At 68.4% G+C, this 23,389-nt stretch carries 27 protein-coding genes; 8 read left to right on the top strand and 19 right to left on the bottom strand.

The window, feature by feature from the left end:
• Positions 1-16: 16 nt before the first annotated feature.
• From HNR30_RS21945 to HNR30_RS21915, 7 genes are all read left to right on the top strand, one after another.
• Entirely contained in the window at positions 17-841 is an 825-nt protein-coding gene (locus HNR30_RS21945) for an ABC transporter ATP-binding protein (protein WP_181611768.1), read from the top strand.
• Positions 838-1,620, top strand: coding sequence for an ABC transporter permease (locus tag HNR30_RS21940; RefSeq protein ID WP_181611767.1), 783 nt, complete (start codon positions 838-840; stop codon positions 1,618-1,620). The genes HNR30_RS21945 and HNR30_RS21940 overlap by 4 nt, the downstream gene beginning before the upstream one ends.
• Positions 1,617-2,750, top strand: coding sequence for a sensor histidine kinase (locus HNR30_RS21935; RefSeq protein WP_181611766.1), 1,134 nt, complete (start codon positions 1,617-1,619; stop codon positions 2,748-2,750). The genes HNR30_RS21940 and HNR30_RS21935 overlap by 4 nt, the downstream gene beginning before the upstream one ends.
• Positions 2,747-3,370 carry a response regulator gene (locus HNR30_RS21930; RefSeq protein WP_181611765.1) on the top strand — a complete coding sequence of 208 codons (624 nt, stop codon included), beginning with the start codon at positions 2,747-2,749 and terminating at the stop codon, positions 3,368-3,370. The genes HNR30_RS21935 and HNR30_RS21930 overlap by 4 nt, the downstream gene beginning before the upstream one ends.
• A gap of 34 nt (positions 3,371-3,404) precedes the next feature.
• Positions 3,405-4,877 (top strand): aldehyde dehydrogenase family protein, encoded by a 1,473-nt coding sequence (locus tag HNR30_RS21925; protein WP_181611764.1) that lies wholly within the window; start codon positions 3,405-3,407, stop codon positions 4,875-4,877.
• Positions 4,878-4,957: 80 nt separating this feature from the next.
• Positions 4,958-5,572 carry a TetR/AcrR family transcriptional regulator gene (locus tag HNR30_RS21920; protein WP_246378902.1) on the top strand — a complete coding sequence of 205 codons (615 nt, stop codon included), beginning with the start codon at positions 4,958-4,960 and terminating at the stop codon, positions 5,570-5,572.
• A gap of 258 nt (positions 5,573-5,830) precedes the next feature.
• A complete protein-coding gene (locus tag HNR30_RS21915) occupies positions 5,831-6,802 on the top strand; it encodes a polysaccharide deacetylase family protein (protein ID WP_181611763.1) in 972 nt (323 codons plus the stop codon).
• 89 nt (positions 6,803-6,891) lie between these two features.
• On the opposite strand, the gene HNR30_RS21910 is transcribed toward HNR30_RS21915, so the two are convergent.
• From HNR30_RS21910 to HNR30_RS21880, 7 genes are all read right to left on the bottom strand, one after another.
• Positions 6,892-7,209 (bottom strand): STAS domain-containing protein, encoded by a 318-nt coding sequence (locus tag HNR30_RS21910; protein ID WP_181611762.1) that lies wholly within the window; start codon positions 7,207-7,209, stop codon positions 6,892-6,894.
• A 61-nt stretch (positions 7,210-7,270) separates the two neighbouring features.
• Positions 7,271-8,389, bottom strand: coding sequence for a sensor histidine kinase (locus HNR30_RS21905; protein ID WP_181611761.1), 1,119 nt, complete (start codon positions 8,387-8,389; stop codon positions 7,271-7,273).
• A 9-nt stretch (positions 8,390-8,398) separates the two neighbouring features.
• A complete protein-coding gene (locus HNR30_RS21900) occupies positions 8,399-9,514 on the bottom strand; it encodes a sensor histidine kinase (protein ID WP_181611760.1) in 1,116 nt (371 codons plus the stop codon).
• Entirely contained in the window at positions 9,514-10,623 is a 1,110-nt protein-coding gene (locus HNR30_RS21895; RefSeq protein WP_181611759.1) for an ABC transporter permease, read from the bottom strand. Before HNR30_RS21895 ends, HNR30_RS21900 begins: the two co-directional genes overlap by 1 nt.
• On the bottom strand, positions 10,620-11,498 hold the full coding sequence (locus HNR30_RS21890; protein WP_181611758.1) for an ABC transporter ATP-binding protein: 879 nt from the start codon (positions 11,496-11,498) through the stop codon (positions 10,620-10,622). Before HNR30_RS21890 ends, HNR30_RS21895 begins: the two co-directional genes overlap by 4 nt.
• 13 nt (positions 11,499-11,511) lie before the next feature.
• Positions 11,512-12,243 carry an ABC transporter permease gene (locus HNR30_RS21885; protein ID WP_181611757.1) on the bottom strand — a complete coding sequence of 244 codons (732 nt, stop codon included), beginning with the start codon at positions 12,241-12,243 and terminating at the stop codon, positions 11,512-11,514.
• On the bottom strand, positions 12,240-13,148 hold the full coding sequence (locus HNR30_RS21880) for an ABC transporter ATP-binding protein (RefSeq protein ID WP_246378901.1): 909 nt from the start codon (positions 13,146-13,148) through the stop codon (positions 12,240-12,242). The genes HNR30_RS21885 and HNR30_RS21880 overlap by 4 nt, the downstream gene beginning before the upstream one ends.
• A gap of 108 nt (positions 13,149-13,256) precedes the next feature.
• On the opposite strand from HNR30_RS21880, the gene HNR30_RS21875 reads away from it, so the two are divergent.
• Complete coding sequence (locus tag HNR30_RS21875) at positions 13,257-13,847, top strand: cob(I)yrinic acid a,c-diamide adenosyltransferase (RefSeq protein WP_181611756.1); 591 nt, start codon at positions 13,257-13,259, stop codon at positions 13,845-13,847.
• On the opposite strand, the gene HNR30_RS21870 is transcribed toward HNR30_RS21875, so the two are convergent.
• The 12 genes from HNR30_RS21870 to HNR30_RS21815 all read right to left on the bottom strand — a co-directional run bounded on the left by HNR30_RS21870 (position 13,844) and on the right by HNR30_RS21815 (position 23,346).
• Positions 13,844-14,227, bottom strand: a complete 384-nt coding sequence (locus tag HNR30_RS21870) for a DUF2550 domain-containing protein (RefSeq protein ID WP_181611755.1) — start codon at positions 14,225-14,227, stop codon at positions 13,844-13,846. The two genes, HNR30_RS21875 and HNR30_RS21870, sit on opposite strands and share 4 nt — an antisense overlap.
• A 60-nt stretch (positions 14,228-14,287) precedes the next feature.
• Positions 14,288-14,689, bottom strand: coding sequence for a F0F1 ATP synthase subunit epsilon (locus HNR30_RS21865; protein ID WP_181611754.1), 402 nt, complete (start codon positions 14,687-14,689; stop codon positions 14,288-14,290).
• Positions 14,690-14,749: 60 nt separating this feature from the next.
• Complete coding sequence (atpD, locus tag HNR30_RS21860) at positions 14,750-16,183, bottom strand: F0F1 ATP synthase subunit beta (RefSeq protein ID WP_181611753.1); 1,434 nt, start codon at positions 16,181-16,183, stop codon at positions 14,750-14,752.
• A gap of 1 nt (position 16,184) precedes the next feature.
• The gene (locus tag HNR30_RS21855; RefSeq protein WP_181611752.1) at positions 16,185-17,087 is read right to left on the bottom strand and encodes a F0F1 ATP synthase subunit gamma; all 903 of its coding nucleotides are present in this window, start codon (positions 17,085-17,087) and stop codon (positions 16,185-16,187) included.
• Between the two features lie 4 nt (positions 17,088-17,091).
• Positions 17,092-18,738 carry a F0F1 ATP synthase subunit alpha gene (gene atpA, locus HNR30_RS21850; RefSeq protein WP_181611751.1) on the bottom strand — a complete coding sequence of 549 codons (1,647 nt, stop codon included), beginning with the start codon at positions 18,736-18,738 and terminating at the stop codon, positions 17,092-17,094.
• A 24-nt stretch (positions 18,739-18,762) separates the two neighbouring features.
• Positions 18,763-19,572, bottom strand: a complete 810-nt coding sequence (locus tag HNR30_RS21845; RefSeq protein WP_181611750.1) for a F0F1 ATP synthase subunit delta — start codon at positions 19,570-19,572, stop codon at positions 18,763-18,765.
• Positions 19,572-20,123 carry a F0F1 ATP synthase subunit B gene (locus HNR30_RS21840; protein ID WP_181611749.1) on the bottom strand — a complete coding sequence of 184 codons (552 nt, stop codon included), beginning with the start codon at positions 20,121-20,123 and terminating at the stop codon, positions 19,572-19,574. The genes HNR30_RS21845 and HNR30_RS21840 overlap by 1 nt, the downstream gene beginning before the upstream one ends.
• Positions 20,124-20,158: 35 nt before the next feature.
• Positions 20,159-20,389 carry an ATP synthase F0 subunit C gene (atpE, locus tag HNR30_RS21835; RefSeq protein WP_181611748.1) on the bottom strand — a complete coding sequence of 77 codons (231 nt, stop codon included), beginning with the start codon at positions 20,387-20,389 and terminating at the stop codon, positions 20,159-20,161.
• Positions 20,390-20,458: 69 nt separating this feature from the next.
• On the bottom strand, positions 20,459-21,253 hold the full coding sequence (gene atpB, locus HNR30_RS21830) for a F0F1 ATP synthase subunit A (RefSeq protein ID WP_181611747.1): 795 nt from the start codon (positions 21,251-21,253) through the stop codon (positions 20,459-20,461).
• 49 nt (positions 21,254-21,302) lie between these two features.
• The gene (locus HNR30_RS21825; RefSeq protein ID WP_181611746.1) at positions 21,303-21,518 is read right to left on the bottom strand and encodes an AtpZ/AtpI family protein; all 216 of its coding nucleotides are present in this window, start codon (positions 21,516-21,518) and stop codon (positions 21,303-21,305) included.
• A gap of 66 nt (positions 21,519-21,584) precedes the next feature.
• Positions 21,585-21,992, bottom strand: coding sequence for a Cg1360 family ATP-synthase-associated protein (locus tag HNR30_RS21820; RefSeq protein WP_181611745.1), 408 nt, complete (start codon positions 21,990-21,992; stop codon positions 21,585-21,587).
• Between the two features lie 133 nt (positions 21,993-22,125).
• Positions 22,126-23,346, bottom strand: a complete 1,221-nt coding sequence (locus HNR30_RS21815; protein WP_181611744.1) for a glycosyltransferase family 4 protein — start codon at positions 23,344-23,346, stop codon at positions 22,126-22,128.
• Positions 23,347-23,389 lie beyond the last annotated feature (43 nt).

Here is a 23,389-nt window from a genome sequence, read left to right as displayed (position 1 = left end):
CACGGACGCTTGACCCATGGACCCAGTGGTGAGCATCAAGGGGCTGACCAAGAGCTACGGCAGTCTCCAAGCAGTCCAGTCCGTCGACCTGGCCATCGGCAGGGGCGAGATCTTCGCGCTTCTCGGCCCCAACGGCGCGGGGAAGTCCACGACCGTCGAGATCCTCGAAGGCCACCGCAGGCGCGACGGCGGCGAGGTGACGGTCCTGGGCGAGGATCCGGGCCGGGCGGGCAGGCGGTGGCGGGAGCGGATCGGCATCGTGCTGCAGACCTCGAACGACACCGCCGAGGTGACGGTGCGGGAGGTGGTGCGCCACTTCGCCACCTTCTACCCCCGTCCCCGGAACCCCGACGAGCTGATCGAGCAGGTGGGGCTCGGTGCGCAGCGCCATCAGCGCGTCGGCCGCCTGTCCGGCGGGCAGCGCCGCAGGGTGGACGTGGCCCTGGGCCTGGTGGGAGATCCCGAGCTGCTCTTCCTGGACGAGCCGACGACCGGGTTCGATCCGGAGGCGCGCAGGCGGTTCTGGGAGCTGATCAAGGGGTTGCAGGGGACCACGATCCTGCTGACCACGCACTATCTCGACGAGGCGGAGGCGCTGGCGGATCGGGTGGCGGTGATCGCCAGGGGGCGCATCGTGGCCGAGGGCGATCCGCGCACGCTGGGCGGCAGGTCCGGCGGCAGGGCGACGGTGAGCTGGGCGGAGGGCAGCGTGCGGACCGACAGCCCGACCGCGACGGTGACGGAGCTGGCCGGGCGGTACGGGGGCGAGGTGCCTGGCCTGCAGGTGGTCAGGCCGACGCTGGAGGACACCTACCTGGAGCTGATCGGAGCGTCGCGATGACGGTGGCGCTGGCCAGGGCGGGGTTCGAGCTGAAGGTGTTCTTCCGCGAGCGTGACCAGGTGGTCTTCACCTTCTCGCTCCCGATCGTCCTGCTGGTGTTGTTCGGCTCGATCTTCACGGGCGAGTATCCGGGCACCGGTGTGACGGTGGCCGAGGTCTACACGGCCGGGATGATCGGCGCGGCGGTTCTCGCGGTGAGCCTGCAGAACCTGGGCATCAGCATCGCGGTGGAGCGCGAGGAGGGGGCGCTCAAGCGGCTCAGCGGCACGCCGCTGCCGAAATACGCGTACTTCGCGGGGAAGGTCGGCAGCGTTCTGGTGATGGCGCTGTGCGAGATCGCCCTCCTGCTCGCGGTGGCCGTGCTGCTCTACGACATCGACCTGCCGCGGGGCACGGCCTGGCTGACCTTCGCGTGGGTGGTGTTCCTGGGCCTGACCTCGGGGTGTCTGCTGGGCATCGCCGCCAGCAGCCTGGCCGGATCGGCCAAGAGCGCCGGTGCGGTGATCACGCTGCCCTTCCTGGTGCTGCAGTTCATCTCGGGGGTGTTCATCCCCTTCACCGAGTTGCCGGGCTGGCTGACGGACGTGGCGGCGATCTTCCCGCTCAAGTGGATGTGCCAGGGCCTGCGCGCGGTGTTCCTGGGCGACGGGGGCCTGGTGCTGCAGCCGACCGGTTCCTACGAGCTGGCCAAGACGGCCCTGGTCCTGGGAGCCTGGGTGATCGGAGGCTTGGTGTTGTGCCTGATGACATTCCGGTGGAAGAGCCGCCGCGACGGATGACCGACCTCGCGCAGCGGTCGAGCGAGATCTACGACCGGCTGTGGGGCTGGGAGCTGGTGCTGGTCATCTCGATCGCGGTGCCGGTCTTCTTCGTCCTGCTGGTCAACGAGTCCGCCCTGACCAAGGCGACCGTCGCCGGATGCCTGCTGGCGATCCTGCCGCTCTACGTCCTGCTGGGGCGTCCGGCGATCGTCGGCGGCGACGATCGCCGCGGCCTGCTCTACATCGTCGGGATGCTCGTGCTCTACATCCCGCCCGCGCTGATCTCGGGACCGGCCACCTACGCGCTGTTCGGCCTGTGCGCGCAGTGTTTCCTGGCCCTGCCGGCCCGGCGGGCGATCGCGGCCGTGGTGATCCTCTGCGTCCCTCCGGTGATCTACAGGTTCTCCGAGGGGCACTTCTACGAGATCATCGTGATCGTCACGATCACGCTGTTCTTCTCCTCGGCCTTCGGCATCTGGGCGACGCGGATCATCGAGCAGAGCCGGGAGCGGGCGGAGCTGATCAAGCAGCTGGAGGCCAGCAGGGCGGAGGTGGCCAGGCTGTCGGCGGAGGCGGGGGCCCGTCAGGAGCGCGAACGGCTGGCCGGGGAGATCCACGACACTCTCGCGCAGGGCTTCGGCAGCATCATCATGCTCCTTCAGGCCCCCGATCCGGCCAGGAACGTGCCGCTTGCCGTAAGGACCGCGCGGGAGAACCTGGCCGAGGCGCGTGCCCTGGTCGCGGCGCTGGCCCCGGCTCCGCTCGACGAGCGCACGCTGCTCGACTCGATGCGCAGGATCGCCGGGCGGACGGCCGAGGAGATCGGGGCGGGCGTCACGTTCGAGGCGGAGGGCGAGAGCAGGGCGTTGCCGCCGGCCATCGAGGTGGTGCTGGTCAGAGCCCTCCAGGAGGGGCTGTCGAACGTGCGCAAGCACGCGGCCGCGAGCGAGGTGCGGGTCACGGTGACGTACGGCACGCGCACGGTACGGCTGCGCGTCGAGGACGACGGGGCGGGTTTGGTGGCCGGCAACCCGCAGGGGTACGGCCTGCGCGCGATGCGCACCCGCGTGGAGGAGGCGGGCGGCACGGTCGAGCTGGCCGGACCGCCTGGACAGGGGACGACATTGACGGTGGAGGTACCCGCATGACCCCGGAGCAGCGCACCCGGGTCCTGATCGTCGACGACCATCCGGTGGTCCGCGAGGGGCTGCGCGGCATGCTGGAGGCCGACGTCGAGGTGGTGGGCGAGGCGTCCTCCGGCGACGAGGCGGTGGTCAGGGCCCGCGAGCTGGATCCTGACGTCATCCTCATGGATCTGCGCATGCCGGGCGGCGACGGTGTCGACGCCATCGCCCGGATCATGAAAAATCAGCACACGAGGGTGATCGTTCTGACCACCTACGAGACCGACCACGACATCGTGCGTGCCGTGGAGGCGGGGGCGGCCGGCTATCTGCTCAAGGACACCAGCCGCCCTGACCTGCTCAGGGCCATCCACGGCGCGCTCAGGGGCGAGACGGTCCTGTCGCCCTCGGTCGCGACGAAGCTGGTCACGAGGATGCGCGCGCCCGCCGCCGAGTCGCTGACGCCGCGCGAGACCGAGGTGCTGGCCCTGGTCGCGCGTGGCCTGACGAACGCCGAGATCGGCCAGCGGTTGTTCATCAGCGAGACCACGGTCAAGACGCATCTGCTGCGGGTCTTCGGCAAGCTCGGCGTCTCCGACCGCACGGCTGCGGTCACGACGGCGATGAACAGAGGCTTGCTCTAGTAAGCGCTGAGTTACAGGACTATCGTTACGAGTCATGACGACCCTGACGTTCGACTCCCTCAATCCCGCGACGGGACAGGTCGTGGGCAGCTACCCCAAGCAGGCCGCCGACGCGGTGCACGAGGCTGTGAGCAGGGCCGAGGAAGCGGCCCGCTGGTGGGCCGGCATCGGCCACCAGGAGCGCCGCCGCAGGCTCCTCGACTACAAGGCGGTCGTCACCAGGAACCTGCGCGAGCTCGCCCAGGTGGTGCACGACGAGACCGGCAAGCCGATCGGCGACGCGACGCTCGAGATCGTGCTGACGATCACCCACCTCGACTGGGCCGCGCGCAACGCGCACAAGGTCCTGCGCCCCCGCCGCGTCTCCACCGGCATGATCGGCATGAACATGGCCGCCACGCTGGAGTACCTGCCGCTCGGCGTGGTCGGCGTCATCGGGCCGTGGAACTACCCGGTCTTCACGCCGATGGGCTCCATCGCCTACGCCCTGGCCGCGGGCAACGCGGTCGTCTTCAAGCCCAGCGAGCTCACGCCGGGCGTGGGCGTCAAGCTGGCCGAGCTGTTCGCCGAGTCGGTGCCGGAGTACCCGGTCCTGCAGACCGTCACCGGCCTGGGCGAGACCGGCGCGGCACTGGCGAAGGACCCCCGGGTCAAGAAGATCGCCTTCACCGGCTCCTACGCCACCGCCAAGCGTGTCATGGCCGCGTGCGCGGAGAACCTCACCCCGCTGGTCGCCGAGTGCGGCGGCAAGGACGCCTTCATCGTCGACGCCGACGCCGACCTCGACGCCGCGGCCGACGCGTGCCTGTGGGGCGCGATGTCCAACGCCGGGCAGACCTGCGTGGGCGTGGAACGTGTCTACGTGGTCGACCAGGTCTACGAGGCCTTCGTCGGCAAGCTCACCTCCATGGCCAAGGAGGTGAAGGCCGGGGAGCACTACGGGCCGATCACGATGCCGGGGCAGCTCGACATCATCAAGCGCCACATCGACGACGCGGCCAAGACCGGCAAGACCCTGGTGGGCGGGCCGGAGTCGGTGCGCGTGCCGTACGTCGAGCCGGTCATCATCGAGGACGTGCCCGAGGACTCCCCCGCGGTGCGCGAGGAGACCTTCGGCCCGACGATCACCGTCCGGCGCACGCGCGACGCGCAGGAGGCGCTGGAGCTGGCCAACGCCAGCGCGTACGGCCTGGCGGGAACGATCTTCACGAAGAACTCGCGCAGGGCGATGGAGCTGGCGCGCCTCATGCGCAGCGGCATGACCGCGATCAACTCCGTGATCTCCTTCGCCGCGATCCCCTCGCTGCCCTTCGGCGGTGTGGGCGAGTCGGGCTTCGGGCGCATCCACGGAGCCGATGGCCTGCGGGAATTCACCAGGCCCAAGGCCATCTCGCGCCAGCGCTTCGCCATGCCGGGCATGAACCTGACCACCTTCAAGAAGGGCGAGGCGGAGGTGGAACGGTTGATCAGGCTTGTCACGTTCCTTCACGGTCGCCGCAAAAGGTGATCTGTCCCATCTTTCCCAAATAAGATCATCCGTCCATAATTGTGGGTTCTGGGGGCTCACGATCATTTGGACGGGGTGCAATGAACCGGTCTTACCGGGGAATGTCGGCTGAGCAAAGACTGGCCGACAGACGCGAGCGGCTGATGGCGGCCGCTTACACGCTGTATGCCAAGCCTGGTTTCACGGCGACCACAATCGAGCGGCTCTGTGCGGAGGCGCGGATCTCCAACCGCGCCTTCTACGAGTGTTTCGGAGGCCGGGAGGAACTCCTGCGCGCCATCCACGAACAGTGCGTGGAAGAAAGCATGGCCGCCATCACCAAAGCCCTCCAGGACGCCCCGCAGACATTAGACGGACAAATAAAGTCCGGAATACGCGCATATATCGAGTTCACAACGGCCGACTGGCGCCGCGCCCGCATCATGCACCTGGAAGTACGCAGGTCAGGCGACGTGCTCACGGCGTCGCGCCAGCGCGCCGTCGAGATGTTCGCCCGCCTCATCGAAGAGGCGACGATCGCCTACGAGCCCCCTCCGGCCAATCTGCACCTGCTCTCGCTGGCCATGGTCGGCGCGATTCAGGAGTTGCTCATCGAATGGGTCCTGGCGGATCCCGCCCCCTCGGTCGAGGAACTCGTTCAGGTCGCCCTCCTCGTGTTCAGAAGGTCATTCCGCACCGTTGATGACGGAGTGTGATTACATGACAAGGTGACTCGGGGGGTATTCACACCGCTTATCGGCATGTCACTCGCCTTGAGCGCGTGTGGTCAAGTCACCGCGGCGCCACTGTCGGAACGGCTCGGAATCACGGGCCGTTCCGTCGATTCCGCGATAACACCGCAGGCGCCGCCTCCCGAAGCCAGGCCCACCGCAGCCGCCGCGCCCACGCGGCCGGCGGTCGCGGCCAAGGGCTCGCACCGGAGCTGGTGCCCGGAGAGCGGCGGGACCACCGAGGTGTTCGAGCGCTGCCGGCTGCGCGACGGCGAGCGTCCGCCGCAGTTCGTCGTCATCTCCTTCGACGGCGCGGGCGTCGACGACCAGGGCTGGTTCCCTGTCTTCCGCGAGACCGCCGAGCGCAACAACGCGTTCCTGACGTTCTTCCTGTCGGGCGTCTACCTGCTGCCCTCCGACCGCAAGGAGCTCTACCGCCCGCCGGGGCGCAGGCCCGGCAGCTCCGACATCGGCTTCCAGCGGCCGGGAAGGATCGACGAGCAGGCCGAGGAGCTGGCCGCGGCCTACACCGCGGGCCACGAGATCGGCACCCACTTCAACGGCCACTTCTGCGGATCCGACGGGGTCAGGAGCTGGTCGGCGGGCGACTGGCGCGACGAGATCGAGCAGTTCCACACCATCGTGGAGAACTGGCGGGCCAACTCCGGCCGCGACCATCGGCCCGACCTGCCCTTCCGCATCCGCGACGTGGTCAAGGGCGGCCGCACGCCCTGCCTGGAGGGCCGCCGCGAGGCCATGTTCAGAGCCTTCAAGCAGTACGGCTGGCGCTACGACGCCTCGGGCACCGGCACCGTCTCGTGGCCGCACCGGCGCGCGGGCCTGTGGCAGTTCCCGCTGCCCAGCATCCGCATGCCCGGCAGCGGCCGCATGGTCCTGGCCATGGACTACAACTTCTTCACCCTGCACAGCGGCGCGAAATCGGGACGTCCGCACGAGTGGAACCGCTGGGAGCGCCAGACCACCGAGGCCTACCTGCGCGCCATCGAGGGCAGCCTCGACGGCGACCGCGCGCCGGTCTTCATCGGCAACCACTTCGAGAGCTGGAACGACGGCATCTACATGCGCGCCCTCATCACGGTGATGGACGAGGCCTGCCGCCGCGACGAGGTGCGCTGCGTCTCCTTCGAGCAGCTGGCCGACTGGCTCGACGCGCAGAGCCCCCGGACCCTGACCAGGCTCCGGCAGCAGATGTGAGGGGGAGACAGGCGGCGGCTGATCACCGCCTGTCTCGAAAGACGGGGAGGCTCCGGCGTACTCCCGAGAACCGCCGGACCCTGGCCCCCTCAGGCCACCGCTGCCGCAGGCGCCTCCACCCGCAACACCCGATTCAGCCGGGTCACGGCCAGCACCCGCATGATCCTCGGCGGCACATTGCGGAGAACGAGGTGACGGTGCGCGCCAAGTGCGCGCCGATGCGTGCCCACCAGCACACCGAGACCGGTGGCGTCGATCATCTCCAGCTCGGAGAGGTCGACCACCAGGTCTCCGTCGCCCGTGTCGACCGCATGGTGCAGTCGCGGGCGTACTCCGGCGACGGTCCCCGCGTCGAGCCGAGGCCCGACCCTGACCACCTGTGCTCCCGGAGTCTTACGGACTCGCATGTCACCTCCTTGAATCAGACATAGATCACTTAGCGTGATCAATCCTGCCTGCTCAGGTGAACTACCCGATCGTCGCCGACCTACTCCAGGGCACCACGACTCCGACCACGAAGTGGCCCCCGGCCTCTGGGCCCGCCCGAAACTCACCACGGAGGGTAGTCACGCGTTCGGCCAGCCCGGTCAGCCCCGTGCCGTTCCCCGACCCCGGCTCGCCGGCTCCGTCGTTGCGCATCAGGAGTTCCAGCTCGCCTTCGCGCACGTCGAAGGCGATGCTCACGGTGGTCGCGCCGCTGTGCCTGAGCACGTTGGTGGTGCCCTCCCTGGCCACCCAGGCCAGGAGCGTGGCCACCTCGGCGGGCAGGTCGCGGGGCGGCTCCTCGATCGAGCAGGCGATGCCCGCCGCCTCGAGCGTCAGGCGCATGGCGCGCAGCTCGGCGGCCAGATCGACGCTGCGATACCCCTGGACCGCGGAGCGGATCTCGCCGAGTGCCTGTTTGGCCAGGGTGCGCACCTCGGCCATCTCGGTCTCCGCCCGCTCCTGGTCACGCCTGGCCAGCTTCACCGCCAGCTCGCTCTTGACCGCGATGACCGAGAGGCTGTGCCCGACCAGGTCGTGCAGGTCGCGGGAGAAGCGCAGCCGCTCCTCGGCCACCGCCAGCGCGGCCTGCGCCTTCTTGCCCGCCTCGGCCTGCTGGATGATCTTCCAGAACCACAGCTGCAGCCGGTTGGCCCACGGGATGCCGAAGCAGAGCGTGACGTAGGTGAACGCCGAGCCGGAGTCCGCCTCCGGAGTCAGCACGAGGTAGCCGCCCGCGACGGCCGCGCAGACCAGCATCGCCGGCCACGGGCTCATGACCAGCACGGCCGCCGAGGCCCAGATCGGCCCGAGCAGCGCCCACAGACGAGGCTCACCGCCCACGTCCATCCAGGCGACCAGCGCCAGCGCGACCGCTCCGGCGGCGGCCAGGTCCGCCCACCGCCGCCCACCGGCCACCGCCGCCCGGCTGATCCGGATGTAGAGCACGCTGAACAGCACCATCGCGGCGATCGCACCCGCCGCCTGCCAGGGCCCGACGGGGTGCTCGATCAGGCCTCTCACCGCTCCCGTCCAGGCGAGCGCCACACCCATCGTCAGCGCCCAGACGGTCGCCATGCGCGGGACGTTGCCGCGTAAGATCACCAGCGCACGTTAACCGAGCGGGACACTCGCGACAAGAAGGAACTCACCGCCGGACGGACGGGCGGTGAGCTTGCCACCGATGGCCTCCAGCCGCTCGGTCAGGCCGCTCAGGCCGCTGCCCAGATCCTCGGCCGCGCGCCGTACGACCCCGTCGTTGCGCACCTCGAGCGCCGCCTCCTCGCCGGTGAAGCGCACGGTGATGTCGCACCGCGTCGCCTGGCTGTGCTTGAGCACGTTCGTGGCCGCCTCGCGGACCACGTAGGCGAAGACCGGCGCCGCGACGTCCGGCACGTTCCGGTACGGCAGATGCAGCTCGCACCGCACGCCCGCCGCCTCCAGCACGCTGCGCACGCTGGTCAGCTCGGCGTTGAGATCCAACTCGCGATAGCCTCGCACGGCCTCGCGCAGCTCCTTCAGCGCCCTCCTGGTCAGCCCGTGGACCTCGGTGAGCTCATCGGCCGCCTCGGCACGACCGGCCCGCGTGAGCCGTACGGCCAGCTCGGTCTTGACGGCGATGGCGGACAGCTGGTGCCCGACCAGGTCGTGCAGGTCGCGGGCGAAGCGCAGGCGCTCCTCCGCGACCGCCAGCCGCGCCCTGGCCTCCTTGCCCTCCTCCGCCTGGATGGCCAGGGTGTAGATCCAGACCCACAGCCGGTTGGAACCCGGCACGCTGAGCAGCAGCACGATGACCATGACCAGCTGGACGGCCACCGGCGCGAAGGCGGGCGTGATCACGAACGGCAGCATCGCACCCCAGGCGGCGCCGACCACGACACTCATGATCGCCGCCGCCCGCTTGCCGACGTTGACCACGGCCACCGAGAGCCAGGCGACCAGGACGAACCCGCACCCGAACGGCTCGAACCCGCCCACGAGGGCGATGAGGACCGCCAGACCGCCGGCGACGGCGACCTGGCGAGCCGGATAGGCCCGTTCGAGCAGGACCTTGAGAATGCCCAGATAGAAGCGGCTGAAGGCGATCAGCCCGATCAGCACAAGCACGCCGCGCCACCAGATCGGCTCGGGTGTGGCGAAGAACGCGGCGATCGCGCATCCCCAGGTCATCCACAACGCCAGGCCGAGCATGTGCCAGGTGGCACGACGTGCCTTGCTGAACTCTCCCATCAACGACTGCGCAGCACTTCGGTGAACTTCAGCCGGGCTCCGGTGCGAAGCACGGCGCGCTCGTAGACGCGGGCTCCCACGGCCGCGATGCCCGCGACGGCGGCCATCATGATCAGCATGGCGACGCCCACCTCCCACAGCGGCACCTCCGCCGCCGCCATGCGGACCGGCATGACCATCGAGGAGAACGGCGGGATCAGCGACATGACGGTCGACAGCGTGCTCGACGGGTCGCCGGTGGCGTAGATCGACACACCGTAGGTGACCATCACGGTGAGCATCATCGGGCCGAGGACGTTCCCCACCTCCTCCTGGCGCGAGACCAGCGAGGCCAGCGACGCCGAGTAGGTGGCGAAGAAGGCGTACCCCAGCAGGAACCAGATCATCGTGCCCGCGATGATGCCCGCCATGCCCGGCGGGAAGTTCTCGGCGAAGCCGGAGGCCACCGCGGCGCCGATGCCGACGACCAGGACCACGGCCAGGTTGATCAGCCCGATCACGCCGAGCCCGACGACCTTCCCCACGAGCAGCTGCCACGGCCGCAGCGAGGCGAGCAGGATCTCGACGATCCGGCTGCCCTTCTCCTCGACGACGCCCATCGCGACCATCGAGACCGACTGGATGACCAGGCCGAACAGCACGATGACCAGCAGGAACGCTATGCCTCTTCGCGCGTCCTCGTAGCGGGTGTCGGCGCCGACCGACTCCATGGCCAGCGGCGGCACGTTCACCCCGGCGGCGCCCAGCTTCACCTCGCGGTTGACGCTCTGCATCAGCACGCCGAGCTCGGTCTCGATCTGACCGTCGGTGAGCACCGTCGTCCCGTCGACCAGCGCGGCGTCCAGGTCGCCGTCGAGCACGGCCTTGGTGGCGGCGGCGCGGTCCTGGAAGGTCTTGAAGGTGAACTCCGCCTCGGGCAGCGCCTGCTTGAGCGGCAGCTCCTGGGAGTTGACCAGGCCGATCGTGTACTTGTCCGGTCCGTCGAAGAACTTGGGAAGGAAGGCCACCACGCCGACCACCACGGCGGTGACGATCAGGCCGATGATGAAGGACCTGGTCCTGACCGTGGTGACGATCTCCCGCTTGGCCACCAACCACACGGCGCTCATGCCACGGCCTCCTTGAAGATCTCGGTGAGAGAGGCCCGCTCGAAGCCGAAGTGCTCGACGTGGCCCGACTTGACGGCCCTGCGAAGGATCTCCTGGTCGTCGCCCCCGCTGGTGACCAGGACATGACGGTCGCCCTGCACGGCCAGCTCGCCGGGCAGGCCGTCGGCCCAGCCCGGCTCGGCGCCCCGTACGACGACCTTCAGGGCCCGGCCGGCCGCGGCCTGCAGGGTCTCGACGCTCCCGGTGGCGACCATGCGCCCGGCCGAGATGATGCCGACCGCGTCGCACAGGCGCTCGACGAGCTCAAGCTGGTGGCTGGAGAAGAGCACGGGCACGCCGCCCCTGGCCCGCTCCTGCAACACCGTCGAAAGGGCCTCGACCGCGATCGGGTCGAGCCCGGAGAAGGGCTCGTCGAGGATGAGCAGCTCGGGATCGTGCACCAGGGCCACGGCGAGCTGCACACGCTGCTGGTTGCCCAGCGACAGCGCCTCGACCGCGTCGTTCCTGCGCTCGGTCAGGGTCAGGCGCTCCAGCAGGTCGTTCGTGGCCGTGCGGGCGGCCGCGGCGCTCATGCCGTGCAGCTGGCCGAAGTACTCGATCTGCTCGGCCACGCGCATCTTCTGGTAGAGGCCGCGCTCTTCGGGCATGTAGCCGATCCGCTTGCGGGTGTCGGCGTCGAGCGGCCTGCCCTGCCAGCTCACCTGGCCGGCGTCGGACAGCAGCACGCCCATGACGATCCGCATCGTGGTGGTCTTGCCGGCTCCGTTGGCGCCGACGAAGCCGTACAGCTCGCCCGGCCGTACCTCGAAGCCCACGCCGTCGAGCGCGACCTTGCCACCAGGGAACTGCTTGCGCAGTCCGGTTATCTCCAGCATCGGGGGTTCCTTCTCAGTTGTGCCGGGGGTCCCAGCGGAAGAACAGCTTGACGAGCAGCGCGCTGACGGCCACCCAGCCCAGCAGCGTGGCGACATAAACCGACATTTCACCCAGAGATGCACCGTAGTAGCCCGCCCGCATCAACTCCATCACCGGGGTGACCGGCAGGACACGGGAGACGATCTCCAGCGCGGCGGGCATCTGGTCCAGCGGCCAGGCCAGCGGCGCGGCGAACATCAGGACGATCAGCACCGGCATCGGGGTCAGCTGCGCCATCTCGGCGCTCGGTGTGATGCCCGAGAAGGCCGCGGCCAGCAGGGCGAAGACGGCCACACCGAGCAGGCCGCCGACGATCATCGGCACCGGGTTGGTGGGCAGGGCTCCCGCGTAGCGGTTGGTCAGCACGATCAGCAGCACGACCTGGAAGACGAAGACCGCCAGGGCGCCGAGACCGGCCCCGCCGAAGATGGCCGCCGCCGAGCTCTGGCCACCGCGCAGCCGCTTGAGAACCAGCTCCTCACGGCGGGCGGTGAAGGTGTTGACCAGGTTCAGGAAGGCCGTGAAGATCAGCAGGATGCCCGGCATGCCCGACAGTACGAACGTCGGGTCCTCCGTCATCTGCAGGTAGAGGAAACCGAACAGCAGCGGCAGGACCATCACGTTGAACAGCGCGACGTAGTTGCGGCCGAGCAGCTTCAGGTCGGTCCTGGCCAGCCGTACGGCGTGCAGGGCGTCGGTCTTCACTTCGCCTCCTTGGCGACACGCAGGAAAACGTCGTCGAGGGTGCCGGGGCGCACTTCCAGGCGCTCCAGGTCCACCTGGTACTTGTCGGCCCAGTCGAGCAGCTCGCGCATGGCGCCGTGGGCACTGCCGTACACCTTGTAGGCCGCCCTGCCGCCGGCGATCGACGGCGGCCGGTCCTCGATGGCCGGCAGCAGCTCGTGGCGCTCGGGCAGGCGGAAGCTGAGCTGGTCGCCGCTGGTGGCCACGACCTCGTCGACCGTGCCGGCGATGCGGATCACGCCCTCGTGCATGATCGCCAGCCGGTCGGCCAGACGTTCTGCCTCCTCCAGATAGTGGGTGGTCAGCAGGATCGTCGTCCCGGCCTCCCGCAGCGAGCGCACGATCTCCCAGGTGCGCTGGCGCGCCTCGGGGTCCATGCCGGTGGTCGGCTCGTCGAGGAAGAGCACCTCGGGCAGGCTCAGGATGGCCAGCGCCAGATCCAGGCGGCGCTTCTGGCCACCCGACAGCTGCTTCACCTTGACCTTGGCCTTGCTCGTCAGCTCCACCAGCTCGATCGGGTTGCCCGTCAGCGGCTCGCGGCCGGCGTCCTTGGCCATGCCGCGCCACAGCTCGACCGTCTCGGCGACGGTCAGGTCGCCCAGGAAACCCGCCTCCTGGAGCATGATCGACATGCGGGGACGCAGCTGCCTGCGCGCCTTGACCGGGTCGAGGCCGAGCACCCGCACGCTTCCGCCGGAGGGCCGGGAGTAACCCGCGAGCACCTCCATCGTGGTGGTCTTGCCCGCGCCGTTGGTGCCCAGCAGCGCGAACAGCTCGCCCTGCCGTACGTCGAAGGTGATGCCGCGCACGGCTTCGAAGTCGCCGTACGACTGCCGCAGGCCCGTCACGTCGATCGCTGTCGTCATGTCCACCATGCTCCTGGAGGGCGGGTTGCCCCAGGTAGTCGCCGGAATCACCGGCCGGGCATGGATCTTGCGTCCGACTCGGATGACATTTGTCATTAGGGTGGGCTCATGACCCGAGCCGACAAGGACAAGCCCGTCGTCCTCTCCCGCATCTACACCCGCACCGGCGACGACGGCACAACGGGCCTGAGCGACATGAGCCGGGTGTCCAAGAACGACGTACGGCTCGCCGCCTACGCCGACGTCGAGGAGGCCAACGCGCACATCGGCATCGCCCTGGCCTTCGGCACCCTGTCCCCCGCGATCGCCGAGGTGCTCGTCCGCGTGCAGAACGAACTGTTCGACGTGGGCGCCGACCTGGCCACGCCGGTCGTGGAGAATCCGGAGTTCCCGCCGCTGCGGGTGGAGCCGTCCTACATCGAGTGGCTCGAGAGCCGGTGCGACGCCTTCAACGCCGCCCTGAAGCCGCTGCGGAGCTTCATCCTGCCCGGCGGCGACGCCGCCACGGCGCAGCTGCACCTGGCCCGGGTGACCGTACGGCGAGCCGAACGCACCGCCTGGGCGGCACTGCAGGCCCACGACGACGTCAACCCGCTGACCGCGAAATACCTCAACCGGCTCTCGGACCTGCTGTTCATCCTGTGCCGCGTCGCCCACGACGGCACGGAGATCCTCTGGAAGCCCGGCGGGACCCGCTAGGAGACGTCGAGGTAGGCGCCGGGAGGAGCCGACTCCAGCCAGGCCAGGAAGCCGGTGAGCGCGTCGTGGCTCATGGCCAGCGACACCTCCGCCCGGTCCGACACACAATCGATCGCCCACAGGCCGTCGTCGAGCTGGCGGCGGCCGGAAACGACGAGGCCGCGCCTCGCGATCGCGTGGCGCGGCCTCAGTCGTACACCCAGGAGCGGCGTCCAGTGGAGCTCACCGGCGGCGTAGCGGGCCACTCCCCGGCGCCAGCCGTGCCCCTTGACCTGCAGGCGGCAGGGCAGCGTGCCCCTGGCCAGCATGATGGCGCGGAAGACCAGAAAGGCGGCGAGCAGCAGCACACACGAAATCGTGATCGTCAGTGCCGCCGTCATCGCCGCCCTCTCGGTTGAGTCGTCAGACCTCTTCAGTTGTCCGGCCCGGCCGAGCGAAGGTCAGGATTCCTCGCCCGCGGCCCGGAGCCGGGCCTGGGCACGCTTGACCTCGATCGCCGCGTCGGCGTCGTCCTGGTTGGCCTCGATCGAGGCCTGGGCCCGCGTCAAGGCGTCACGCGCGGCCGCCACGTCGACCTCGGAGCCGAGCTCGGCGACCTCGGCCAGCACGGAGACCTCGTTGTCGGCCACGGAGATGAAGCCACCGTGAACCGCGGCCACGAGGTCGGCCTCACCCTCGCGCTTGACCTTGAGGATGCCGCCTTCGACCAGCACGCCGAGAACGGGTGCGTGTCGAGGAAGAATACCGATCTCGCCCTCGACGGTCTTGGCAATCACCATGTCGGCCTCGCCCGACCAGATCTCACGCTCCGGTGAGACGACACCTACTCGTAGCTTCGCCACTGTCGTAGGTTCCTTTCCTGATCAGTGAGGTGCCGGACGGATCCGGCACCTCAGCGCAGCCTACTTGGACAGCTCGCGAGCCTTGGCCTCGGCCTGCTCGATGCCGCCGACCATGAAGAACGCCTGCTCGGGCAGGTGGTCGTACTTGCCCTCGCACAGGCCCTTGAACGAGGCGATCGTCTCGTCCAGCGGCACGAACTCACCCGGCTGGCCGGTGAACGCCTCGGCGGCGTACATCGGGTGCGACAGGAAACGCTCGATACGGCGGGCCCGGTTGACGGTGACCTTGTCCTCTTCGGACAGTTCGTCGATACCGAGGATCGCGATGATGTCCTGGAGCTCGCGGTACTTCTGCAGGATCCGCTTGGTCTCCTGGGCCACCGCGTAGTGCTCCTCGCCGACGACGGTCGGGTCGAGGATGCGCGAGGAGGAGTCGAGCGGGTCCACCGCCGGGTAGATGCCCTTCTCGGAGATCGGACGGGACAGAACCGTCTGAGCGTCGAGGTGGGCGAAGGCGTTGTGCGGCGCCGGGTCGGTGATGTCGTCCGCGGGCACGTAGATCGCCTGCATCGAGGTGATCGAGTGGCCACGCGTCGAGGTGATGCGCTCCTGGAGCACACCCATCTCGTCGGCCAGCGTGGGCTGGTAACCCACGGCGGACGGCATACGGCCGAGGAGGGTGGAGACCTCGGAACCGGCCTGGGTGAAGCGGAAGATGTTGTCGATGAAGAGCAGCACGTCCTGCTTCTGCACATCGCGGAAGTACTCCGCCATGGTCAGGGCGGACAGCGCCACGCGCAGACGGGTGCCCGGCGGCTCGTCCATCTGGCCGAAGACGAGGGCGGTGTCCTTGAGAACGCCGGCCTCCTCCATCTCCAGCCAGAGGTCGTTGCCCTCACGGGTACGCTCGCCGACGCCCGCGAAGCACGAGGTTCCGGAGAACTTCAGCGCGACTCGGCGGATCATCTCCTGGATCAGAACGGTCTTGCCGACACCGGCGCCACCGAACAGACCGATCTTGCCACCCTTCACGTACGGGGTGAGCAGGTCGATGACCTTGATGCCGGTGGGCAGCATCTCGGTGCGCGACTCGAGCTGGTCGAAGGCCGGGCTCGGGCGGTGGATGCCCCACTTCTCGGTGACCTTCAGGGAGGCGGTCGGCACGTCGAGCGACTCGCCGAGCGCGTTCCACACGTGGCCCTTGACGACGTCGCCGACGGGCACCGAGATCGGCGCGCCGGAGTCGGTCACGGCGGCGCCGCGGACCAGACCGTCGGTGGGCTGCATGGAGATGGCGCGGACCAGGTTGTCACCCAGGTGCTGCGCGACCTCGAGGGTCAGCTTCTTGGTCTCCTCGCCGAGGACGACGTCCACGTTGAGGGCGTTGTAGATGTCGGGCATGGCCTCGACGGGGAACTCCACGTCGACGACCGGGCCCGTGACACGCGCGACGCGGCCGGTGCCGGTCGTGGTCTCAACAGTCTCTGCAGTCATTTCACTCTTTCCCCGCTGCGGCGTCAGCCAGCGCGTTCGCGCCACCGACGATCTCGCTGATTTCCTGGGTGATCTCGGCCTGGCGAGCCTTGTTCATCTCCTGGGTGAAGACCCGGACGAGCTCGTTGGCGTTGTCGGTCGCCGACTTCATGGCCCGGCGACGAGCGGCGTGCTCGGAGGCGGCCGACTGGAGCAGCGCGCTGAAGATGCGCGACTCCACGTAGCGCGGCAGCAGCGTGTTGAGCACCTCGTCGGCCGTCGGCTCGAACTCGTAGTACGGCGGAATCGCGACGGACTCCGACGGCTCGGTCTCCTCGATCTCCAGCGGCAGCACGCGCTTGATGACGACGTTCTGCGTCAGCATCGAGACGAACTCCGTCGAGACGATGTGGATCTCGTCGATGCCGTTCTCGTCCTTGAAGGACTCGATCAGCGTGTCGGCGATCTCCTTGGCGTTGCGGTAGGAGGGGTTGTCGGAGAACCCGTCCCACTGCCCGCCCATCTCGCGCCCGCGGAAGGAGTGCCAGGTGATGCCCTTGCGGCCCACCACGAACGGCACCGTCTCCAGCCCGCGCTCGTTGAGGTGACCCTTGAGGGCCTCCGCCTCGCGCAGCAGGTTGGCGTTGAAGCCGCCGCAGAAACCGCGGTCGCTGGTGATGATGAGCACGCCGGCCTTGGAGGGGTTCTCCTTGGCCACGGTCAGCGGATGATCGACGCTCACGGTGTTGCTGACGACGCCCGTGACGGCGCGAGTGATCTCACGCTCGTACGGCAGCGCCGCCGCCATCCGCTGCTGCGCCTTCACGATCCGCGAAGAGGCGATGAGCTCCTGGGCCTTGGTGATCTTGGCGGTCGACTTGACCGACTTGATCCGCCGCCTCAGCAGTCTGAGTTGGGCTCCCATCGGCCTAGCTCTCCGCCTTGCGGACGACCTTCTGGATCTTCTCCTGGCCGACCTCGTCCTTGTCGAGCGGCGCGACCGGCTCGTCCTGGACCAGCAGCTCACCCGACGAGGTGGTGAAGCCCTTCTTGAACTCGGTGATGGCGCCCTTGAGCGCGGTCACCGTGTCGTCGGAGAGCTCACGGGTCTCACGGATGGTGTCGAAGATGCCCTTGTGGCCGCTGTTGACGTAGTCGAGGAACTCCGACTCGAAGCGACGGATGTCGCTGACCGGAACCTCGTCCAGCTCACCGGTCGTGCCCGCCCACACCGAGACGACCTCGCGCTCCAGGGAGAACGGGGAGTACTGCGGCTGCTTGAGCAGCTCGACCAGACGCTGACCACGCTCCAGCTGAGCCTTGGAGGCGGCGTCGAGGTCGGAGGCGAAGGAGGCGAAGGCCTCCAGGTCGCGGTACTGCGACAGGGCCAGACGGAGCGTGCCCGCCACCTTGCGCATCGCCTTGGCCTGCGCGGAACCACCGACTCGGGAGACGGAGATACCGACGTTGATGGCGGGGCGCACACCGGCGTTGAACAGGTCGGTCTCGAGGAAGACCTGGCCGTCGGTGATGGAGATGACGTTGGTCGGGATGAACGCCGAGACGTCGTTGCCCTTGGTCTCGATGATCGGCAGACCCGTCATCGACCCGGCGCCCATGTCGTCGGAGAGCTTGGCGCAGCGCTCCAGGAGGCGCGAGTGCAAGTAGAAGACGTCGCCGGGGAAGGCCTCACGGCCCGGCGGGCGACGCAGCAGCAGGGACACGGCGCGGTAGGCGTCGGCCTGCTTGGTCAGGTCGTCGAAGACGATCAGGACGTGCTTGCCCTGGTACATCCAGTGCTGGCCGATGGCCGAGCCGGTGTAGGGGGCGAGGTACTTGTAACCCGCGGCGTCGGAGGCCGGAGCGGCGACGATGGTGGTGTACTCCATCGCGCCCGCCTCCTCCAGGCGGCCACGGACCTGCGCGATCGTCGAGCCCTTCTGGCCGACGGCGACGTAGACGCAGCGAACCTGCTTGCTCGGGTCGCCCGACAGCCAGTTCTCGCGCTGGTTGAGGATCGTGTCCACGGCGATGGCGGTCTTGCCCGTGCCACGGTCACCGATGATCAGCTGACGCTGGCCACGGCCGATCGCGGTCATGGCGTCGATCGCCTTGATGCCGGTGGCGAGGGACTCCTTCACCGGCTGGCGCTGCACGACAGAAGGGGCCTGCAGCTCGAGGGCGCGAAGGCCCTCGGCCTCGATCGCACCCTTGCCGTCGAGCGGGTTGCCGAGGGGGTCGACCACGCGGCCGAGGAAGTTGTCGCCGACGGGCACGGACAGGACCTCGCCCGTCCGGCGGACCGTCTGGCCCTCCTCGATCTTGCTGAAGTCGCCCAGGATAACGACACCGATCTCGCGCGTGTCGAGGTTCAGCGCCAGACCACGCGTGCCGTCCTCGAACTCGAGCAGCTCGTTGGCCATCGCCGAGGGCAGTCCGGAGACGTGGGCGATACCGTCGCCACAGTCGACGACGGTCCCGATCTCCTCGCGCGCGGCGCCTTCCGGTTCGTACGCCTGGACGAAGCGCTCAAGCGCGTCCCGGATCTCATCCGGCCGGATCGTAAGCTCCGCCATCTCTCTTTCGTCTCCTCAATCGCCTTAGCCGGCCAACCGGCGGCGGACTTCTTCGATACGACCCACGATCGTGGTGTCGATGATCTCGTCGCCTACGCGGACCGAGAATCCACCGATCACTCGCGGGTCCACCTCAACGTTCAGGTGCACGTCACGACCGTAGGAGTTGCGCAGCCACGCAGCGAGGCGCTGCTTCTGCGCATCGGTGAGCTCGACCGCGCTGCGCACCACCGCGACGAGTCGCTGGCGCTGCTGAGCCACGAGCTGACCGATCTCCTCCAGCCCTGTTTCCAGGCTACGCCCGCGCGGGTGCACGGCGGCCTGGGTGATGAGCCGCAGGCTGGACGGGGCGACCTTGCCGCCGAGCAGGTTTCGCAGGAGCTCCTGCTTGCCCTGCACGGGAGCGGCCTGGTCGGCCAGTGCCCGACGCAGCTCGGGGTTGGCGGCCACGATGCGGCCGAAGCGGAAGAGCTCGTCCTCCACCTCGTCGATGCGGCCCTGCGACTCGGCCTCCGCGGCCGATGCCACCACGCTGTAACGCTCGAGCGCGGCGGTCATGTCGCTCGCCTTCGACCACTTGGCCTCGGCGGCTGCCACGGTGGTCTCCACCGCGGCGTCGCTGACCTTGCCGCCGAGCAGGGCGCGTACGGTCTGAGCCTTCTGCTCGGCCGGGCGCGCCGGGTCCGACAGCGCACGGCGCAGGCCGTGCTCGCGGTCCAGCAGGTCCACGACCGCGTCGAGGTCGTCGGCCAGCCGGCCGAGGTCGGCCGAGCCGGCGACGGCGTTGAAGCGCTCTTCGACCGTGGCCAGGGAAGCTCTGCTCAGACCGCGCATCAGCGCACCGCCGGGGCCGAGCCCTCGAGCTCGTCGAGGAAGCGGTCGATGGTGCGGCGCTGACGGGCTTCGTCCTCGAGGGACTCGCCCACGATGCGGCCGGCCAGGTCGGTCGACAGGCGGCCGATCTCGGTGCGCAGCTGCGAGAACGCCTGCTGGCGGTCCGCCTCGATCTGCGCGTGCGCCGCGTCGATGATGCGACGGGCCTCGGCCTGCGCCTCCTCACGGAGCTCGGCCTTCAGCTGCGCGGCCTGCTCGCGAGCCTCCTCACGAAGACGCGCGGCCTCCGTGCGTGCCTCGTTCAGCTGCTCGCGGTACTGCTGCTGCAGAGCCGCGGCCTCGGCCTGCGCCTTCTCGGCCTTGAGGATGCCGCCCTCGATGGCCTCGGTGCGCTCCTGAAGGGTCTTCTGGATGCGCGGGGTGAGGACCTTGATGAGGAAGAAGGCGACGACGGCGAACGCGAAGCTGCCGATGACGAGCTCGTAGGTGTGCGGCATGAGGGGGTTGTAGGCCCCCTCCTCCGCGGCGAGGAGCTTAGCTGCCAGTGTCATGAATGCAGCCTTTCGTCAGGTTCGTCGGTGATCGGTCAGACGCCGGCGAGGATGAACGGCGCGACCAGACCGATCAGGGCGAGGGCCTCGGTGAGAACGAAGCCGAGGAGCATGTTCTGACGGATCAGACCGTAGGCCTCGGGGTTGCGGGCGATGGCCTGCACACCCTGACCGAAGATGATGCCGACGCCGATGCCGGGGCCGATGGCGGCAAGGCCGTAACCGATGGCGGTGACGTTGCCGGAGACCTCAGCGAGAACGCTCATTGCGGTGATTCCTTTTCTGGTAGGCCGGTCGATCGTCTTTCAACCGGTCTGGACACTTATTCGGGTGGTCTAGTGCTCGGCGTGCAGTGCGCCGCCGATGTACATGGCGGCGAGCATCGCGAACAGGTACGCCTGCAGGAACTGGATCAGCAGTTCCAGGGCGGTGAACACGATCGTCATGACGACGCCGAGCACGCCCACGGCTGCGCCGAGGGGCGTGAGCTTCTCGAACAGGAACCAGAAGCCCACCATGCTGAAGAAGGCCAGGAGCATGTGGCCGGCGAACATGTTCGCGAACAGTCGCACCATGTGCGTGAACGGCGCGAGAATCATGTTCGAGGCGAACTCGAGCGGAGCAAGCAGGACGTACATGCCCTTCGGAATGCCCGGAGGGAACATCATGTTCTTGAAGTAGCCGATGCCACCCTGGTGCTTGACGCCCAGGAAGATCTTGATCACGTAGACCGTGATGGCCAGCACCGCCGGGAAGGCGATGTGGGAGGCGACCGGGAACTGGATGAAGGGGATGACCCCCATGAGGTTCCAGACCCAGATCATGAAGAACATGCTGAGCAGCAGGCCCATCCACCGGTCGGCGTCCTTGCCCAGGAAGGGCCTGGCCACCTGGTCGCGAACGAACATGTAGCCGATCTCGCCGACGTTCTGGATGCCGCGCGGAACCAGCTTCGGCTTGGCGAAAGCGCTCCAGCAGAACACGATCACGATGATGGACGTGAGCACCGCCAGGATGACCGGCTTGGTGAGCCAGTAAATGCCGCCGATGGGAGGCAGCTCGAACAGCTCTTGCGGTGTCGGAGGCGTGAACTTGTCCGGGTCGGAGGCGAGGAGCGTCAGCGCATTCACGCGGCGTTCCCTTCGAGGTGGTAGGTGGTCACAAGGGTGCAGCCCTGAGCTAGCGACCGTACTTCCGGTAGAACAGATACACGGAGAGGACGACCCCCAGAACAACGCCTATGGGGAAGAGCGCGGACGTGCCCAGCCAACGGTCCAGCAACCAGCCGAGTCCGCCGTAGATCGCTATTCCAGAGAGAACGTAGCTGGGAGCTGACCATGCGGCGTCGGCGAAGTCGCGACCGTCGTCTTCCGGTCTGCGTTCCTGTTCGCTCATCGCGCGCCCGACGATAGCAGGGAGGAGAAGGACTAGTCATATCGGGCCCCGTCACTTTACCCGCGCTCATGACTTTCCCGCGTCGGGATCGACGTAGAGCATCTTGGTCTTGACGAAGGCACGCACTTCCGCCGCCGTCCACACGATGGTGCAGACCACGACGGCCCAGGCGAAGGCCTTGGGGTTCCAGGCGGTGGTGTCGCCGAACGCGCGCAGCACGATCATCAGGACGACGACCTTGACCAGGTAGCTGCCCATCGCCGCCATGGCCATGACCTGGGGCGAGATGCGTGAGGCATAGGACACGGCTACCACGCTGATGCTGAAGAAAACCCCGACCAGCACGGTGCCGAGGAGCGCGCCGAGCGCGCCCTTGCCACCCGCCATCAGGAGTGCCACCACGACCGTGACCGCCCCCACCACGAGAGTGGGCAGCGCGGCGCTTTTCAGAACGCGCACGTCGTTGGCCTGCATGTGGTCTCCAGAAACAGTTGTCAAGCGAGCGGTTGCTTCCATTTGGGCTTGGGAACCCCTGCTCGTGAAAGATATCACAAGCTCTGGGATGACCGCTTTTACCTGCCGTTTCTAGTTTTCGATCAAGGCCTGATCACCGCAGCGCGGTGGACTCTGCCCTGATGGGAGGCATCGGACCGGTGGGCGGGCCACCGTCGTCCTCCTCCGGGGAGACCCGGCGGCGCCAGCGCGGGCCGCGGGGCGCGTGGTGCGAGCCCTTGCTCCGCCAGCGGGGCGCGGCCATGAGGATGAGCACGCCCACGGCGAGCACGATGATCAGCGGGAAGAAGATGACCGGCACCCCGAGCACGGACATGCCCGTCAGCCCGAAGGCGAACAGGAACGTCCACGCGTAGAGGATCAGCACCGAGCGGCGGTGCGAGTGGCCCAGGTCCATCAGCAGGTGGTGCAGGTGGCCGCGGTCGGGCGCGAACGGCGACATGCCGCGCGAGGTGCGCCGCACGACCGCGGTGACCAGGTCGATCAGCGGCAGCACCAGCACCGACAGCGGGATCAGCAGCGGGATCAGGGCGCCGAACTTGTTCACGTCGACGATCAGCTCGGGATCGGCGGCCGACGTGACCGTGATCAGTGAGGAACCCAGGACCAGGCCGAGCAGCATCGCCCCGGTGTCGCCCATGAAGATGCGCGCCGGGTGGAAGTTGTGCGGCAGGAAGCCGAGACACACGCCGATGAGGATGGCCATGACGGCGGCGGTCACGTTGATGCGGTTGTCTTCGAGCACCTGGTCGAGCCGGATGGAGTAGGCCCAGGTGGCCATGGCCGAGATGCAGACGATGCCGGACGCCAGGCCGTCGAGCCCGTCGACGAAGTTGACCGCGTTGATGATCACCACGATCACCAGGATCGTGATCACCGCGCTGGACAGGTCGTCGAGGAAGAGCGGAGGTCCCCAGTCACGCGGCAGCGGGATGTAGGTCAGCCGCATGCCGTTGTAGACCAGCACGCCGGCCGCCGCGATCTGCCCGCCCATCTTGATGAACGGGTCCATCCCCCACCAGTCGTCGAGGAAGCCGGTGAAGGTGATGATGCCGCCCGCGACGATCAGCGCCACCACGGTGTTGCTGGCCGCGAGCACCGGACCGGTGTGAGGAAGTTCGTGGGTGGTGAGCAGGGCGGCGACCAGCCCGCCGTACATCGCCAGACCCCCGAGCCGCGGGGTCGGCGTCGTGTGGACGTCGCGGTCGCGAACCTCCGGCATGGCGCCGATGCGGATGGCGAACCTGCGGACCAACGGGACCAGCAGGAAGGTCACCACCGCCGCGACAAGCGCCATGTAGAGGTATTCGCGCACGAACCCAAGTCTCCCGGATGCTCCGGCCTGCTGTGACCGGAAA

The sequence above is a fragment of the Nonomuraea soli genome, assembly GCF_013761175.1.
Lineage (GTDB): Bacteria > Actinomycetota > Actinomycetes > Streptosporangiales > Streptosporangiaceae > Nonomuraea > Nonomuraea soli.
The sequence above is the reverse complement of the archived record's forward strand: the minus strand, read 5'-3'. Positions and strand labels throughout refer to the sequence as shown.